The organism is Flavobacterium sp. AJR (genome assembly GCF_002156885.1).
Lineage (GTDB): Bacteria > Bacteroidota > Bacteroidia > Flavobacteriales > Flavobacteriaceae > Flavobacterium.
Window position 1 is genome coordinate 21,030 of record NZ_NCWQ01000060.1, and the last position, 15,953, is coordinate 36,982.

The window sequence follows — 15,953 nt, forward strand, 5'->3', positions numbered from 1 at the left end:
AAGGAATAACTTTTGGATACAATTGTGATTTTGATAACAATACATTTCATTAAAATATTTATTTATACAATTTAGAAACATGAAAAAAATCAAAAAAATACTGCTTGTTTTGTTCTTGATACTTGTTGTTTTAGGAATCGGTTTATGTACTTATATTTTTCATTTAAAACCGAAATATGAAGGAGAAGTAAAACTGAAAAACATTCAAAAAGAGACAACGGTATATTTTGATGATTTTGGAGTGCCACATATTTATGCAAATTCACAAAAAGAAGCCATGACAGTTTTGGGTTATGTACATGCTCAGGATCGTTTGTGGCAAATGGAGTTGATGCGTCGTATTGCATCAGGGAGATTGTCGGAAATTTTTGGTTCGGTAATGCTAAAGAACGATAAGTTCTTTTCGGGATTAGGAATAGAAGAAGCTTCGGCGAAAGCAATTGCGCAATTGGATAAAAATAGCCCGAGTTATCAATTAACGATGGCTTATCTGGACGGAATTAATCAATATTTGGAAGAAGGTGTTACGCCAATAGAATTTCAGTTGGTTGGAGTGAAAAAAGAAAAATTTACGATAAAAGATGTTTATAATATTTTTGGATATATGTCTTTTAGTTTTGCAATGGCACAAAAGACAGATCCTTTAATGACTGATATTCGTAATAAATACGGAAATGAATATTTAAAAGATTTCGGTTTAAATGGAGAATTTAATACGACTCAGATAAAAAATGCAAAAGAGAATCCAGAAGAATTTGCAGTGATTTCAAAATCTGTTGCTTCGCTTCTTGAAAAATCTCCAATTCCTCCTTTTATAGGAAGTAATAGTTGGGTGGTTTCTCCTCAGAAAACGAAAAGCGGAAAGGTTATTTTTGCTAATGATCCGCATATCGGATTTTCGCAACCAGGAACTTGGTATGAGGCACATTTGATAACTCCGGATTTTGAATTATATGGTTGTTATCTTGCGGGAACGCCATATCCTTTATTAGGTCATAATCGTGATTACGCTTATGGATTAACAATGTTCGAAAATGATGATATCGATTTTTATCAAGAAGAAAATAAATCGGGAGATGCTAATGAATATAAAACGCCAAATGGTTTTGAAAAATACGAAACCAGAAAGAAGGTTATAAAGGTTAAAGATTCATCGGATGTTATTGTAGATGTAAAAATAAGCCGTCATGGTCCTGTTATGAATGGCTTGATCGAAGATTTAAAGAATAGTAATAAACCTATTGCAATGTCTTGGGTTTATACGCAACAGCCTATAAAAATTCTAGATGCTGTTTACGGACTTTCGCATGCAAAGAATAAAAATGATTTTAAGAAAGCAGTTTCACTAGTTGCTGCTCCGGGCTTAAATGTAATGTATGGTGATGCAAAAGGGAATGTAGGATGGTGGGCAACCGGAACTTTATATAAGCATAATAAAGGTGTAAATCCTAATTTTATTCTGGATGGTGCAAGTGGTAAAGATGATATTGCCGAATATTTGGATTTCTCCAAAAATCCATCGGCAGAAAACCCAAAATGGGGTTATGTATATTCGGCCAATAATCAGCCAGAAGCCATCGATGGGTTTTTATATCCTGGATATTATTTGCCAGAAGATCGTGCTAAAAGAATTACGCAATTGCTTGATGCAAAATCTGATTGGGATAAAGAAGCGATTAGTAAAATGATTTTTGATAATACATCTCCAGTTGCTCCAACGGTGGTTCAGAATTTACTTTTGAATGTAAAAAATGAATCGCTTACGGCAAATGAAAAACAGGCATTATCTATTCTTAAGGATTGGAAAGGAACTAATAATCTGGAAGATGTTGCGCCTACGATTTACAATAAATGGGTGTATGCGTATTTAAAAAACACTTTTGAAGATGAATTGAGAGAGGAAAATTTTAAAAATTTCTTAGAAACACATCTTGTAAAACAAATTATAGCGAAACAAATACAAAACGAAAACTCGGTTTGGTGGGACAATATATTGACGAAAAATGTAAAAGAAACTAAGAAAGATATTTTAACAAAATCATTTCATGAAGCAATTTCGGGACTTGAGAAGCAATTAGGGAATACGGTTCAAGACTGGAAATGGGAGAAAGTACATACTGTAGAGTATCATCATCCTTTAGGACAAGTGGCTGCTTTAAGAGGAATCTTTAATGCTGGACCTTTTGCGGTTTCTGGCTCAACTGAAGTAATCAATAATCAGTTTTTTGATTTTACTGATAAAGGAGTTTATAATGTAAAAGGCGGACCATCGACAAGAAGGATTATTGACTTCTCGGATATAGAAAATAGTTGGAGTATTTTGCCAACAGGACAATCTGGGAATCCATTTAGTAAACATTATAAGGATCAAGCCGAGCTTTATAATGCAGGAAAGTTCCGAAAAATGAAATTAAATAAGGAGGAGATTGTTAAAACTTCGACTAAACTGGTTTTTAAACCAAGATAGAAAATGGAAGGTTTTATATCTGGATTTATTTCATTATCTAACTGATTGCGTGAAGGATTGAAGTAAAAATCCTTTTTTGAGGAACGAAAAAAAGATTGTAGCGAAAAGCCTGACCCGACCTTTTTGGGAGGGGCACGCCCAAATATTTCTTTGATTTATAGCCTATTCTATAGATTATATACTTATTTTTACGAGCGTATAATCACATTTTTTTTTGATGCAAACTCCACTTAAAATTGCTATTGTAGGTTCTGGATTGGTTGGCTCATTGTTGGCAATTTATCTTAAAAAGGAAGGTCATGAAGTTCATGTTTATGATCGAAGCCCAGATATTCGTAAAATTAATTTTTCGGGACGATCGATAAATTTGGCAATGTCTAATCGAGGCTGGAAAGCACTAGATGGTGTTGGTGTAGGAGATGCTGTTCGAGAAATTGCTATTCCGATGGATAAGCGAGCCATACATTTGGTTGATAAACTTAATTTTCAGAATTACGGACAAGAAGGCGAAAGTATTTATTCGATTTCGAGAGGAACCTTAAATCGTAAAATGATTGATTTGGCAGAAAATGCCGGAGCGGATTTTTTCTTTGAGCAAAAAATATGGGATGTAACTTTAAGCGATGCTACATTACATATTGGTGATACGGAAAGAGGGGAGTGGGAAGAGAAAAAATACGATATGGTTTTTGGAGCCGATGGTGCTTTTTCAAGAATTCGTCATCGTATGCAACGCCAAAGCATGTTTAATTATTCGCAGGAATTCTTGAATATGGGATATAAGGAATTAAATATTCCGGCAAATCCTAATGCTACTCATAAACTAGATAAAAACTCATTTCATATTTGGCCACGTGGGGAATATATGCTTATTGCATTGCCTAACTTGGATGGTAGTTTTACGTGTACTTTGTTTATGCCTTTTGAAGGAGAAAATTCTTTTGATTCGCTAACAGATAGAAAACAGGTTGAAGACTTTTTTGAGAAAAACTTCCCGGATTCTATTGAGGTTATACCAAAATTAGCCGAAGATTTCTTTAATAATCCTACAAGTACATTGGTAACTATGAAATGTTTTCCTTGGACTTATAGTGATAAGATTGCTTTAATTGGCGATGCATGTCATGCTATTGTTCCTTTTTATGGACAAGGGATGAATGCTGGTTTTGAAGATATCACGGTTTTATATGAGATGATTCTTAAATATGGAGATGATTGGAAAAAGATTTTCTCTGAGTATGAAATTTCTCGTAAACCAAATGCAGATGCAATTGCAGAACTTTCGTATCGCAATTTTATGGAAATGAGTACGAAAACGGCTGATGAAAAATTCTTGTTACAAAAAAAGATAGAAAAAGCTTTTTCAGATAAACATCCAGATAAATGGATTCCGCTTTATAGTCGTGTTACTTTTAGTGATCGCCCTTATGCCGAAGCATTGGCAATAGGAGATTTTCAGAATACGATTATGGAAGAGGTTTTAAGAATGGAAAATATAGAAGCTATTTGGGATAGTCCAGTTGTTGAAAATAAGATCCTTGATTTATTAAAATAAGATATAGTTAGATATATAAATGAAGAAACCCTTTTAATGTTATATTAAAAGGGTTTCTTCATTTTTAGAATTTACTTCTTGAACATTTTTGATAAAACGCCAAATACACCTCTTATAAAAGTAGCACTGGTTACTACTTTTAGTACTGATTTGCCAACTACGCTTGCAGTACTTGGTTCATTACTCGTTTTCTGAGAAGTTTTCTCTTCTTGTCGAGAAGAAGCTTCTTGTTCGGCATCGCTAATTTTCTTGGTTAATATTTCGTAAGCACTTTCACGGTCGATTACCTCGCTATATTTTTTAACCAATTTTGATTTCTGGTTGATTTCCTGAATTTCACTTTCTGTTAATACATCCATTCTACTCATTGGTGCTCGCATCATAGTGGCTACTAATGGTGTTGGAACTCCTTTTTCATTTAAGGCTGTAACCAGAGCTTCTCCTATACCTAAACTTGTAAGCAGCTCATCTGTCTTGTAATATTTAGATGTAGGGTAGTTGTCGGCAGTTTTCTTGATGGCTTGCCTGTCATTTGCTGTAAAAGCTCTTAAAGCATGCTGAATCTTTAAACCTAACTGTGCTAAAACTCCACTTGGTACATCCATTGGGTTTTGAGTTACAAAATAAACTCCAACTCCTTTTGAACGAATAAGTTTTACAATAGTTTCAATTTGCTCTAGCAATACTTTACTAGCTTCGTTGAAAATTAAGTGCGCTTCGTCTATAAAAATGACTAATTCAGGTTGGTCAACATCTCCCTTTTCGGGCATTTGTTGGTATATTTCGGCAAGTAAACTCAACATAAAAGTCGAGAATAATTTAGGTTTATCCTGAATATCCGTTAAGCGAATGATATTTACGTATCCTTTTCCGTTTTCGTCGATGCGCATTAAGTCATCAATTTCAAATGATAATTCACCAAAAAAGATATCTGCTCCTTGTTGTTCCAGTTCGATTATTTTTCGGAGAATTGTTCCAGTTGTGGCTGTAGATATCTTGCCGTAGCTGGCTGCGATTTCATCTTTTCCTTCTTCGGTAATATAATTAATGACCTTTTTAATGTCCTTTAAGTCTAATAAAGGCATTTTATTATCGTCACAATATTTAAAAATTACCGAAATAACACCCGATTGAGTATCATTTAAACCTAATATTCTAGAGAATAAAACAGGTCCAAATTCTGAAACTGTAGCACGTAATCTAACTCCGCTTTGTTCAGAAAGAGACATTAATTCTACAGGAAATTGGGATATATTATAAGGTATATCGATTTTTGCATGACGTTCGGTAATAAAAGACTTTTCTTCACCTTCTTTGGCAATACCACTAAAATCTCCCTTAATATCCATCATTAAAACAGGGATTCCTGCTAATGAAAGTTGCTCAGATAGTACCTGAATCGTCTTAGTTTTTCCAGTTCCAGTCGCTCCAGCTATTAATCCGTGACGGTTTAATGTTTTTAATGGGATTTTTACGTGTGCATTTAGAGGTTCCCCATCGAAAATTGCTCCACCAAGAATAATACTTTCCCCTTTGGTTTGATAACCGTCATTTATACTTTGAATAAATTCGTCTTTTTGGCTCATATTTATGTAACATTAATTCAGTTGCAAGGTATAGATTTTTTCTTAAAACGTTTAATTTAGCTATGTTAGCGTAAAAAAAAACTAATTTTGTTAAAAATAATAATAAAAAATATTTTCTTAACACATTATGAAGATTTTGAGAGATTGCATTGCTTTTTACTAAATCGTTGTAAATTTTATCATAAATAATTATTTTTTTACTTCGATTTTATTTAAAATACAATTAATTCAATTAGATATTTTTTGTTTTAAGGTTAAATTAATTGGAATTAAATTGAAAAAAGTTTTTTTATTTAAACTAAAAATATAAATTTGCTGCACTACAAGTTTATTATAACTAAAAAATAAAAATTATTTAAAACTATTAAAATTAAAAAAAATGGCAAACGTTAAAGTTAAAAAGGAAAGTACTTCAAATGGCGGAGGAATGGTGTCAGGATTGATTATTGCAGCATGTATTTTTGTGGGTTGGTGTATTTGGAATTTCCTAATGGGTTCTCCATCGAATTTTGAAGGTGGTACAGTTGAAGGGCACCCGTTGAATATATTAGGTATGGTTTACCATGGAGGTATTATCGTTCCTGTTTTGTTAGGTATGTTATTAATGGTTATCGTATTTTCTATTGAAAGATTTACAGTTATCTCTAAAGCTGCTGGAAAAGCAAACTTAGATAAATTCATGAAAAGTGTACAAGGAAGCATTAAAGAAGGAAACATTGATGCAGCTATCGCTTCTTGTGACAAACAACAAGGTTCAGTTGCAAATGCAATTAAATCAGCTTTAATTAAATATCAAGAAGTTAAAAAAGAAGGTTTCAACAGTGAAGAAGCTTCTGAAACTATCCACAAAGAAATCGAAGAGATTACTTCATTAGAAATGCCAATGTTAGAGAAAAACATGACAATCATTTCTTCATTAGTATCTTTAGGTACATTAGGAGGATTGTTAGGAACAGTATCTGGTATGATTAAAGCATTTAGCGCGTTAGCTTCTACAGGTTCTCCTGACCAAGCTGCACTTGCAAATGGTATTTCTGAGGCACTTGTAAATACTGCAACTGGTATTAGTACTTCTATCTTTGCTATTATTGCTTACAACTTCTTTACATCTAAAATTGATGATTTAACTTATTCTATTGACGAAGCAGGTACTACAATCGTAAATACTTACAGACACTTTAGAGGAAGTTTAAAACAATAAATAATTTTTTAGCATGATTATTGTGCTAAATTTAAAATAAAAGATAATGGCAAAAATAAAAATGAAAAAAAAGTCAACGTCTACGGACATGACTGCCATGTGTGATGTTGCATTTCTTTTGTTGACATTCTTTATTTTGACTGCTACTGCAAAAGTGCCTGAGGCACTTCCTGTAGACACGCCTTCATCTACTGTACAAACTAAATTACCTGAAACGGATTTAGCTACACTTACAATAGGAAAAGGAAAAGTATTTTTTGATTTAAAAGGAAGAGAAGTTCGTAAAAGAACTTTGGAGCTAATGGGTGAGAAATACGGTGTTGCTTTTTCTGACAATGATAAAACTGAATTTGCTCTAATGGAAGGATTTGGAGTTCCAATTACAAGTTTAAAGCAAATCATTGACATGAAAGCGGCTGATAGAAGTAAAGCTGATCAACCTGGTATTCCTAAAGATTCTTTAGATAATCAGTTAAAAGAATGGATTTACAATGCGCGTATTGCAAATATTGAAATTGCTGATAAAGAATTACAATTTGCGATAAAAGGTGATGCTAAAGAAGAGTATCCTGCGATTCATAAAGTAATGGACATCTTGCAAGATCAAAAAATCAATACCTTTAGCTTAGTTACTGGTTTGAGAGGAAAAGACTTTTAATTAAAAAACATACACTAAAATGGCTGAATTAAATACCGACGGCGGTGGAGGCGGAAAAGGTGGTAAAGTAAGAAGTAAAAAGCAAAACTCAAAAGTAGATTTAACTGCAATGGTGGATTTAGCTTTCTTACTAATCACATTCTTTATGCTTACCACAACGTTGTCAAAGCCTCAATCGATGAACTTGGGGTTGCCAGATAAAGAGGAAAAAGACCAGGATCAAAAAATCAAGGTTGATGAAAATCGTACTATGACTTTGTTGTTGGGACCTGATAATAAATTAACTTATTACATGGGATTGTTAGCAACTCCTATCGCTGGACCTAAAGATATTGCTTATGGGAAAGACGGGATCCGTAAAGAATTAGTAAGCAGAAAAAAATCTGTTTTAGAATATTCTGCAGGAATTGGGAAACCAAAAAACGGAATTATCGTAATTATAAAACCTACGAAAAAATCTAGTTACCGTAATTTGGTTGATATCTTGGATGAAATGGCTATTACTGGAGTGGAAACCTATGCAATCGTTAATGATTTCACACCAGAGGAAACAAAATTGGTAGAGAAAAAATAAGAGCAATCTTATCTTTTAACACCCTAATAATCAAGAAAAATGAAATTAGATATTATAAAAAACCAGTGGCTTGATATCGTATTCGAAGGGCGTAATAAGATATATGGTGCATATGAGTTAAGAAAATCTAACACAAAAACTACGGTAAGAGCACTTATCGTTGGGTCAGTTATTTTTTCAATTGCTGTTGCTGCGCCAGTTATTGCAAGCCTTTTGCCAGATTCTAAAGCAGATGAGGCAAGTAAGGATATTAAGATTACCACTGTAAAATTACCACCTAAAAAAGAGGAGGTAAAACCAAATCTTCCGCCTCCACCACCTCCACCTCCAAAAGTGGATCAAGTGAAGTTCGTGAAGCCAGTTGTAGCAAAAGCTGATGAAGTAACTGAAGAGCCGCCAAAATTAGTGGAGCTTAAAGAGAAAAAAATTGGTGCTGAAACTATTAAAGGAGATCCTGATGCAGTATTAACTGTTGAGCCAGTAGGTACAGGAACAGCTGCAGTAGTAGAAGAAGATACACAAATTTACAACACAGCAGGTATCGAAGTAAAACCTGAATTCCCTGGAGGGATTGAAAAATTCTACAAATTTGTAGGTAATAACTATAAAACTCCAGAAGAAGAAGGATTGAAAGGTAAAGTATATGTTACTTTCGTAGTTGAAAAAGATGGATCGTTAACAGATATTAAAGTTTTAAGAGATATTGGTTATGGAACAGGAACCGAAGCTATTAGAGTTTTAAAGAAATGTCCAAAATGGAATCCAGGTGAGCAAAATGGTAAAAAAGTTAGGGTATTATACTCTCTTCCTATTACTATTCAATCTGCAGACTAATGTTGAAGAAACTGCTTGATAATATTAAGAAGAAATCGCTAAAAGAGCGATTTCTTCTTGTTTTAGGAATGTTCTTCTTTCTAATGTATTTTGTAATAGGTTTAGTAATTATTTTTTGGAAAGCTTTACCAATTGCAATGGAATTTAAATATAGAGTTGCTTTTGGTATATTATTAATCGTATATTCGTTTATAAGATTTGTGAGGTTTTTTAATTCAAACACTGATTAGTTATGCTAAAGAATAGTAAAGTTTTGTTTTTAGTATTGTTTGGTTTATTGTTTATTACTTGTAATCAGAAAGATAAAAGTAAAGTAGACAAAGAATCAATACTAAAAGGATCTATGGATATTACTGTAGATGAAACGTTGGTTCCTATTGTTGAGGATCAGGTGCTTATTTTTGAAAGCACTTATGATGCAAAAATTGCTATAAAGCCAAAATCAGAAGCGGAACTTATTAATGATTTACTAAATCAAAAAGCTACTGTTGCTTTTACAGCAAGAGATTTGACAAAAGAAGAGAGAGAAGTTTTTAATAAAAAGAAAATTGCCCCTAGAGTAACGCCAGTTGCTACAGATGCAATTGCATTTATTTCAAACAAAGACAATAATGATACTTTAATTGCGTTGAAAACAGTGATTAATTTAATGCAAGGTAAACCCGAAGCAAGTATCAAAGGATTAGTTTTTGATAATCCAAACTCTAGTACAGTGCGCTATTTAAAAACTTTGGCAGGAACTAAAGATATTCCTAAAGAAGGAGTTTTTTCATTTAAAACAAATGAAGAAGTAATTAAATTTGTATCTGAGAATAAAGGAATGGTAGGAGTTGTAGGAGTAAATTGGTTGTCACAACCATCTCCTAAAATGAAAGATTTTGTTGCTAAAGTTAATGTATTGAGCGTAAAAGGTCTTACTAGTAATAAATTTGTTGCTCCAACTCAAAACAATATAGCAGAGGGTACTTATCCTTTGGCACGTGATTTGTATATTATCAATTGTCAAGGATACTCAGGATTAGGTATTGGGTTTGCTTCTTTTGTAGGAGGCGATATTGGACAAAGAATAGTTTTAAAATCTGGATTGTTACCAATACGTGTTCCTGGAAGAAAACTCAATGTTAGAAGTGAAATTATTAACGAAAAAGAATAAATTAATTACAACAGAGATGAATAAATTTAAAATTTTTAGTGTTGCGTTAATGGCTACAGCTGCTGGAACTTATGCACAAGACATAAGTCAAGCTAAAAAAGCTATCGATGCAGAGCAATTTGAAAAAGCAAAATCAGTTTTACAATCAATTATAAAAGCAAAACCAACTGATGGTGAAGCTCCATTTATATTGGGTAATATTTATTTAAGTCAACAAGTTGCTGACTCTGCAAAAATATATTACCTTAATAGTACAGCTGCATCTAGCCGTGCTAATCTTGGTTATATTGGTTTAGGTCAATTAGATTTAGATAATAAAAATACAACTGCAGCTCAGGCTAATTTTGCTTCAGCTATAAAGCCAATGAAAAGAAAAGATGTAGAGGAATTTATCTATATCGGTAAAGCATACATGAATTCTGTTAATCCAGATTACAAAAGTGCTATAACTTCTTTAAATCGTGCGGTAGCAGTAGATCCACAAAATGCTCAAGTACTTTTAGCACTTGGAGATGCATATTATGGAGACAACAATCAAAACGAAGCTTACAAATCATATCGTAATGCATTCCAAGCAGATCCAACATTGTTGAGAGCAAAAATGCAACTAGGAGTATTATTAAAAGGAGCTAAATCTTACGATGAAGCTATTAAATCTTTTAATGAAGTTATTGCATTAGATCCTAATTATGGTCCTGTTTACAGAGAATTAGCTGAAACATATTACAAATGGGGAAGAAACAAGCCTTCTAAGTCAGAAGAGAATATGCAAAAAGCTATTACTAGCTATGAAAAATATTTAACGCTTACGGATTATTCTATACATTCAAGAATGCGTCATGCAGACTTTTTAATTCTTGTAAAAGATTATAAAGCTTTAGAAGTTGAGGCAAACAAAATGATCGAATTGGATAAAGTAAACCCTAGAATCTTCAGATATTTAGGATATGCTGCATATGAAAATGGTAATGTAGATGTTGCTATCAAATCATTAGAGGATTATGTGAAAAATCCTAAAAATAAAATTATTGCAAAAGATTATTTGTATTTAGGTTTTGCTAAAATCAAAAAAGGAACAAATGCTGAAGGTACTTCAGTTGATCCAGCTGCATTCGAAGCAGGTTTGGTAGAGATTAGAAAAGCTATCGCAATGGAGCCTTTAGCGGTTCAGGATTTAGGTGATCTTGGAAAAGTATTGTTTGGTAAAAAATTATACAAAGAATCAGGAGCACTTTTTGAATTTGGTACAAAAGTTCCTGAGTCTGCAACTTATTTAGATGATAATATTTATTATGGTTTGTCTATCTACTATGATAACAACAAAGCTAATACTAAGCCAGATGCAATTGCTTTACAAAAAGCAGATGCTGCATTTGTAAATGTAATTACAGCTTCACCAACTTATCAAGAGGCTTACCTTTATAGAGCAAGAACAAACAGATTGCTTGAGAATGATGAGGCAATGACTAAAAACTACGAAGATTATATTGCAAAATCTACTGAAAAAGGAGCTGAAGAAATTGCTAAACCAGCAGTTAAAGCTAAATTCGTAGAGGCTTACAATAACATCGCAGCAAGTTATGCAAATACAGATAAAGCGAAAGCAATTGAGTATTTCAACAAAACTTTAGCATTGGATCCTACTAATGCTTATGCTACACAATCTTTGAATACTTTAAAATAATATAAAGATTCTTAGTATTTTAAAACCGATAGTTCTTTGAATTATCGGTTTTTTTATTGTTCCATTTTTTATTGACTATCTTTGCACTTTAAAATTTAGTAATGTTATCAAAAGAAATACAATTAGAAGTAAATAAAGGTGCAATGTTACCCTTAATGGAAGAGTTTTACACGATTCAGGGAGAAGGATTTCATACAGGTACAGCAGCTTATTTTATCCGTATTGGAGGGTGTGATGTAGGTTGTCATTGGTGTGATGTTAAAGAAAGTTGGAATGCAGAATTGCATCCGCCTACAAGTGTTGATTTAATTGTAAATAATGCAAGTAAATATGCTGATACAGTTGTTGTTACAGGTGGAGAGCCATTAACATGGGATATGACTGTACTTACGACAGAATTAAAAAATAAAAATCTAAAAGTCCATATCGAAACCTCAGGAGCTTATCCGCTTACAGGAACGTGGGATTGGATTTGTCTTTCTCCAAAAAAGAATAAATTGCCAACGCAAACAGTTTATGATAATGCACATGAATTAAAAGTAATTATTTACAATAAGCATGATTTTATCTTTGCCGAAGAACAAGCCGAACTAGTAAACGGAAAAGCAATATTGTTTCTTCAGCCGGAATGGAGTAAAAAAGAAGAAATGACTCCTCTTATTGTAGAGTATGTCATGAATAATCCGAAATGGAGAGTATCACTTCAAACACATAAATATTTGAATATTCCTTAATCAAGGATATTTATATGTTACAAAAACCAAAGCCTCTTCATGTATGAAGAGGCTTTGGTTTTTGTCGCTAATTATGTATGATAACCAATATGTATAAATAGTATACAAGCTGTGTAAAATGTTTTCATTTTGAGTTTAGCTAGGAAAACAAATATAATTACCATCCCTTGCGTTTCTTCAGAGCTGTAATGTGAGCTAAATGATGATTACCGTGCCAGGCATACGTTCCTATCATTTGCTTGATAGAAACTATAGAATTATTTTCGGGGTGAATAAAAGTTTTTTCAAGTTCTGCTTGAGATAAGCTTTTCATGATGTATCCTAAACGAAAATGCAAACCATCCAGTAAAGACAAAGTTGGTTGTATAGGCATTGTCAAATTATCGGGTAATTCAGCCCAAAGGTCCTCGTGGTAAGCTTTTATTATTGGTTTGTCCTCAGTCAAAGCCCATTTTATTCGTATAAAACAATTCATATGGCTTTCGGCGCAATGATGAATGAGTTGTCTTGCCGTCCAACCTTCCGGTCGATAAGGAGTGTCAAGTTGTTCGTTGGATAAATTAATCACTTCTTTTTTTAGTCTTTCGGGGAAAGAAGAGATTTCTTCAATTTTATTTAAAATATAATCAGGAGAATAATTTTCAGGAGCTATAAATTTTCCGATAGGATATTTTAATTTTTCTAAATCTAAATTTTCCATGTTATGAGTTTTACTTTTTAAATAGAAAGTTTGGCTAAATAATCATAATGTTCGCCTTCTAAAACAAGTTCACATTTAAAACCATTAGCGACAGCTGCATTTTGGAGTGTATTGTAATCTAAGTATAACCAGTCAAAAGCAGATTCTTTATCGCCTTTGTAAGATATATTAAAAACGAGTTCACCGTAATATTCAGTATCCGATGGAATCCATTTTCCTCCATCTTCATCTTCATCAAACATATATATAATGTCCGAGCTATCTAGTAAGATTTGTCCACCAGGATTTAAAAGGGATTTTAGCTTTGATAAAAATTTATTGCAATTTTGAAGTTTTCCAAAAATGCCAACACCATTCATTAATAATATAATTGTATCATATTTTTCGCCATCTATAGTTAGTACATCTTGTGTTTTGGCATTTTTTACACCACGGAGATTGCAGGTTTCAATTGCTTTTTCCGAAATATCTATAGCGGTTACGTCTAATTTTCTTTCGTTCTGTAAATACAAACTATGACTTCCTGCTCCGCAGCCTACATCTAGTGTTTTTCCTTTGGCAAGTTCTAATGCTTTTTGCTCCAGTTTTGGCATCTCTTTAAAAGAGCGAAACAAATAAGCAACGCTCATTTCGTCAGCTTCAGAAATAGTGGTTTCGGTAATTAAATCCTCAGGCGAATTGTTGGTCTGGAAATCTAGCATTGCTTTCCCAAAAAGGTCTTTCATTGTATTTTAGTTCAAAGTTTAAGGTTTCAAGTTTAAAGTTGTTTAATTTTGCAAATCAACTTTAAAAATTAAACTTGAAAGAAATTTTAAACAACTTAAATAAGTTAGCCAAAGATAAGCATATCGAAAACAAAAAGTATTTCGATAAGCTTAAAAAGAAACAACCTAAGAATTTAGATTATGTAATGCAAGAATTGCATGACGCAGAATTCAAAAAAACAGATTGCTTAAAATGTGCTAACTGTTGTAAAACGACAGGGCCATTATTTACGGATGCTGATATCGAGCGTATCTCAAAACATTTGCGACAAAAGCCGCAACAGTTCATCGAGCAATACTTGCGTATAGATGAAGATAAAGATTATGTTCTGCAAAGTGTTCCGTGTACATTCCTGGATAATGAAAATTATTGTATGATTTACGATGTACGCCCAAAAGCCTGCCGTGAGTTCCCGCATACAGATCGTAAAAAATTCCAGCAAATTTCTGATTTAACGCTTAAAAACGTTGCAATGTGTCCAGCGGCATTTAATATTGTCGAAGCAATGAAAAAGCGTTTACCTTTATAAGAGGCTATTTAGGCTTAAATATTTCGTAATTGTTTTTACGAGTAATTTATGTTTGTTTATTAAACCGTATTTTTGAACATATTATAAGACAACCCTATCAATTTTGAATCTAGAATATTTTATAGCCAAAAGACTTATTACTGCAAAGGATTATAAAAGCAGTATATCAGCACCAATTATAAAAATTGCAATCTCGGCTATTGCAATCGGAATAATAATGATGTTGGTTTCAGTAGCAACCGGAATTGGATTGCAACAAAAAATCCGCGAAAAAGTCTCCGCTTTTAATGGTCAGGTAATTATTTCTAATTACGATAATAACCAATCCGAGGTAACGTTAAGTCCGATTTCCAAAAAGCAAGACTTTTATCCTAAGTTTACTTCTGTTCCAGAGGTAAGTCATATTCAGGCAATAGCCAGTAAAGCTGGAATAATAAGAACTGAAACTGCTTTCGAAGGAATAATATTCAAAGGAGTTGGTGCCGATTATGATTGGAATAATATAAAAGAGTATTTAGTCGACGGGAGGCTTCCGGATTATTCCAAAGCAATTAATCAAGAAGTGTTATTATCGAGATTTCTTGCAGATAGATTAAATCTAAAAGTAGGAGATGAGTTTAATACCTTCTTTATAAAAGAAGATCAGAATAAATTACCAAATGTTCGCCGATTCAAAATTGCAGGAATCTTCAATTCAGGATTTCAGGATTTCGATGCTAGCTATATAATAGGAGATATTCGCCATATACAACGTATTAATAAATGGGCTCCAAACGAAGTTGGAGCATTTGAGGTTTTCTTAAAAGACTTTGATAATATAAAAACGACAGGAGACGAAATCTATCAGCAAACATCATCAACGCTAGATACTAAAACCATAATCGAAAAATACAGTTATATATTTGATTGGTTACAACTCTTCGATTTTAATATTATAGTTATTCTTGCTATCATGATCATTGTAGCAACAATAAATATGGTAGTGGCATTATTGGTGTTAATACTAGAGCGTACACAAATGATCGGAATCCTAAAAGCATTAGGAGCTAATAATTGGGTCATTCGTAAAATCTTCCTTTATAATGCACTTTACCTTATATTAAGAGGATTGTTCTGGGGGAATCTTATTGGGATTTCGCTATTGTTGATACAGCAGCATTTTGGAGTGATTCAGCTTAATCCAGAAAACTACTATGTTAACCAAGCGCCGGTTTATCTCAACTGGGGATATGTATTGTTAGTAAATCTGCTTACGGTATCAGTTTGTTTCTTAGTGTTATTGATTCCTTCCTATATAATAACGAAGATTTCTCCAGTTAAAGCAATACGATTCGAATAGTTTCAGGAGCTATTTCCTGCTATCCGCTACAATCTTGTCCTTTTTAAAGAAAAAAGGACAAGGATTTTCGCTACTATCAGGGCTAGGAGATACAAAACACAACAAAACTCCCATAAGAAAGACAATAAAAGAGACTTTGTGCCTTAGTGACTTTGCGCGAAACCTAGCAAAACC

Annotated in this window: 14 protein-coding genes; 11 read left to right on the top strand and 3 right to left on the bottom strand. The window is 33.0% G+C overall.

Features of this window, described 5'->3' with window-relative positions:
• The first annotated feature begins 79 nt into the window (after nt 1–79).
• Both B8T70_RS15715 and B8T70_RS15720 read left to right on the top strand, forming a co-directional pair.
• Nucleotides 80–2,467, top strand: a complete 2,388-nt coding sequence (locus B8T70_RS15715) for a penicillin acylase family protein (RefSeq protein ID WP_086895442.1) — start codon at nt 80–82, stop codon at nt 2,465–2,467.
• 217 nt (nt 2,468–2,684) lie between these two features.
• Nucleotides 2,685–4,022, top strand: coding sequence for an NAD(P)/FAD-dependent oxidoreductase (locus tag B8T70_RS15720; protein ID WP_039112925.1), 1,338 nt, complete (start codon nt 2,685–2,687; stop codon nt 4,020–4,022).
• Between the two features lie 71 nt (nt 4,023–4,093).
• Here the strand turns inward: B8T70_RS15720 and B8T70_RS15725 are convergent, their stop codons facing one another.
• Nucleotides 4,094–5,608, bottom strand: a complete 1,515-nt coding sequence (locus B8T70_RS15725; protein ID WP_039112926.1) for a helicase HerA-like domain-containing protein — start codon at nt 5,606–5,608, stop codon at nt 4,094–4,096.
• A 379-nt stretch (nt 5,609–5,987) separates the two neighbouring features.
• Between B8T70_RS15725 and B8T70_RS15730 the strand changes: the two genes are divergently transcribed.
• The 7 genes from B8T70_RS15730 (at nt 5,988) to B8T70_RS15765 (ending at nt 12,446) form a co-directional block, all read left to right on the top strand.
• Complete coding sequence (locus tag B8T70_RS15730; protein ID WP_035617242.1) at nt 5,988–6,809, top strand: MotA/TolQ/ExbB proton channel family protein; 822 nt, start codon at nt 5,988–5,990, stop codon at nt 6,807–6,809.
• A 46-nt stretch (nt 6,810–6,855) separates the two neighbouring features.
• Entirely contained in the window at nt 6,856–7,467 is a 612-nt protein-coding gene (locus B8T70_RS15735; protein WP_039112927.1) for a biopolymer transporter ExbD, read from the top strand.
• Nucleotides 7,468–7,486: 19 nt separating this feature from the next.
• Nucleotides 7,487–8,041: a biopolymer transporter ExbD gene (locus B8T70_RS15740; RefSeq protein WP_086895443.1), complete on the top strand. Its 555-nt coding sequence runs from the start codon at nt 7,487–7,489 to the stop codon at nt 8,039–8,041.
• Between the two features lie 39 nt (nt 8,042–8,080).
• Complete coding sequence (locus B8T70_RS15745; protein ID WP_035617235.1) at nt 8,081–8,875, top strand: energy transducer TonB; 795 nt, start codon at nt 8,081–8,083, stop codon at nt 8,873–8,875.
• Between the two features lie 232 nt (nt 8,876–9,107).
• Nucleotides 9,108–10,028 (top strand): PstS family phosphate ABC transporter substrate-binding protein, encoded by a 921-nt coding sequence (locus tag B8T70_RS15755; RefSeq protein ID WP_086895444.1) that lies wholly within the window; start codon nt 9,108–9,110, stop codon nt 10,026–10,028.
• A gap of 16 nt (nt 10,029–10,044) precedes the next feature.
• Complete coding sequence (locus B8T70_RS15760) at nt 10,045–11,712, top strand: tetratricopeptide repeat protein (protein WP_086895449.1); 1,668 nt, start codon at nt 10,045–10,047, stop codon at nt 11,710–11,712.
• 101 nt (nt 11,713–11,813) lie between these two features.
• Nucleotides 11,814–12,446: a 7-carboxy-7-deazaguanine synthase QueE gene (locus B8T70_RS15765; RefSeq protein ID WP_039112931.1), complete on the top strand. Its 633-nt coding sequence runs from the start codon at nt 11,814–11,816 to the stop codon at nt 12,444–12,446.
• Nucleotides 12,447–12,603: 157 nt separating this feature from the next.
• Here the strand turns inward: B8T70_RS15765 and B8T70_RS15770 are convergent, their stop codons facing one another.
• Together B8T70_RS15770 and B8T70_RS15775 are read right to left on the bottom strand one after the other, a co-directional pair.
• The gene (locus B8T70_RS15770; protein WP_086895445.1) at nt 12,604–13,146 is read right to left on the bottom strand and encodes a YfiT family bacillithiol transferase; all 543 of its coding nucleotides are present in this window, start codon (nt 13,144–13,146) and stop codon (nt 12,604–12,606) included.
• A 17-nt stretch (nt 13,147–13,163) separates the two neighbouring features.
• Complete coding sequence (locus tag B8T70_RS15775) at nt 13,164–13,871, bottom strand: bifunctional 2-polyprenyl-6-hydroxyphenol methylase/3-demethylubiquinol 3-O-methyltransferase UbiG (RefSeq protein ID WP_086895446.1); 708 nt, start codon at nt 13,869–13,871, stop codon at nt 13,164–13,166.
• A 74-nt stretch (nt 13,872–13,945) separates the two neighbouring features.
• Here B8T70_RS15775 and B8T70_RS15780 point away from each other — a divergent pair, with 74 nt between their 5' ends.
• Nucleotides 13,946–14,440, top strand: coding sequence for a YkgJ family cysteine cluster protein (locus tag B8T70_RS15780; RefSeq protein ID WP_039112934.1), 495 nt, complete (start codon nt 13,946–13,948; stop codon nt 14,438–14,440).
• Between the two features lie 103 nt (nt 14,441–14,543).
• Nucleotides 14,544–15,779: an ABC transporter permease gene (locus tag B8T70_RS15785; protein WP_086895447.1), complete on the top strand. Its 1,236-nt coding sequence runs from the start codon at nt 14,544–14,546 to the stop codon at nt 15,777–15,779.
• The last annotated feature ends 174 nt before the right edge of the window (nt 15,780–15,953 follow it).

Bases quoted from the DNA above. Each gene is read 5' to 3' on its own strand.
- B8T70_RS15755 (WP_086895444.1), top strand. From the start codon at position 9,108: ATGCTAAAGAATAGTAAAGTTTTGTTTTTAGTATTGTTTGGTTTATTG.
- B8T70_RS15770 (WP_086895445.1), bottom strand. From the start codon at position 13,146: ATGGAAAATTTAGATTTAGAAAAATTAAAATATCCTATCGGAAAATTT.
- B8T70_RS15735 (WP_039112927.1), top strand. From the start codon at position 6,856: ATGGCAAAAATAAAAATGAAAAAAAAGTCAACGTCTACGGACATGACT.
- B8T70_RS15730 (WP_035617242.1), top strand. From the start codon at position 5,988: ATGGCAAACGTTAAAGTTAAAAAGGAAAGTACTTCAAATGGCGGAGGA.
- B8T70_RS15720 (WP_039112925.1), top strand. From the start codon at position 2,685: ATGCAAACTCCACTTAAAATTGCTATTGTAGGTTCTGGATTGGTTGGC.
- B8T70_RS15760 (WP_086895449.1), top strand. From the start codon at position 10,045: ATGAATAAATTTAAAATTTTTAGTGTTGCGTTAATGGCTACAGCTGCT.
- B8T70_RS15745 (WP_035617235.1), top strand. From the start codon at position 8,081: ATGAAATTAGATATTATAAAAAACCAGTGGCTTGATATCGTATTCGAA.
- B8T70_RS15740 (WP_086895443.1), top strand. From the start codon at position 7,487: ATGGCTGAATTAAATACCGACGGCGGTGGAGGCGGAAAAGGTGGTAAA.
- B8T70_RS15765 (WP_039112931.1), top strand. From the start codon at position 11,814: ATGTTATCAAAAGAAATACAATTAGAAGTAAATAAAGGTGCAATGTTA.
- B8T70_RS15725 (WP_039112926.1), bottom strand. From the start codon at position 5,608: ATGAGCCAAAAAGACGAATTTATTCAAAGTATAAATGACGGTTATCAA.
- B8T70_RS15715 (WP_086895442.1), top strand. From the start codon at position 80: ATGAAAAAAATCAAAAAAATACTGCTTGTTTTGTTCTTGATACTTGTT.
- B8T70_RS15775 (WP_086895446.1), bottom strand. From the start codon at position 13,871: ATGAAAGACCTTTTTGGGAAAGCAATGCTAGATTTCCAGACCAACAAT.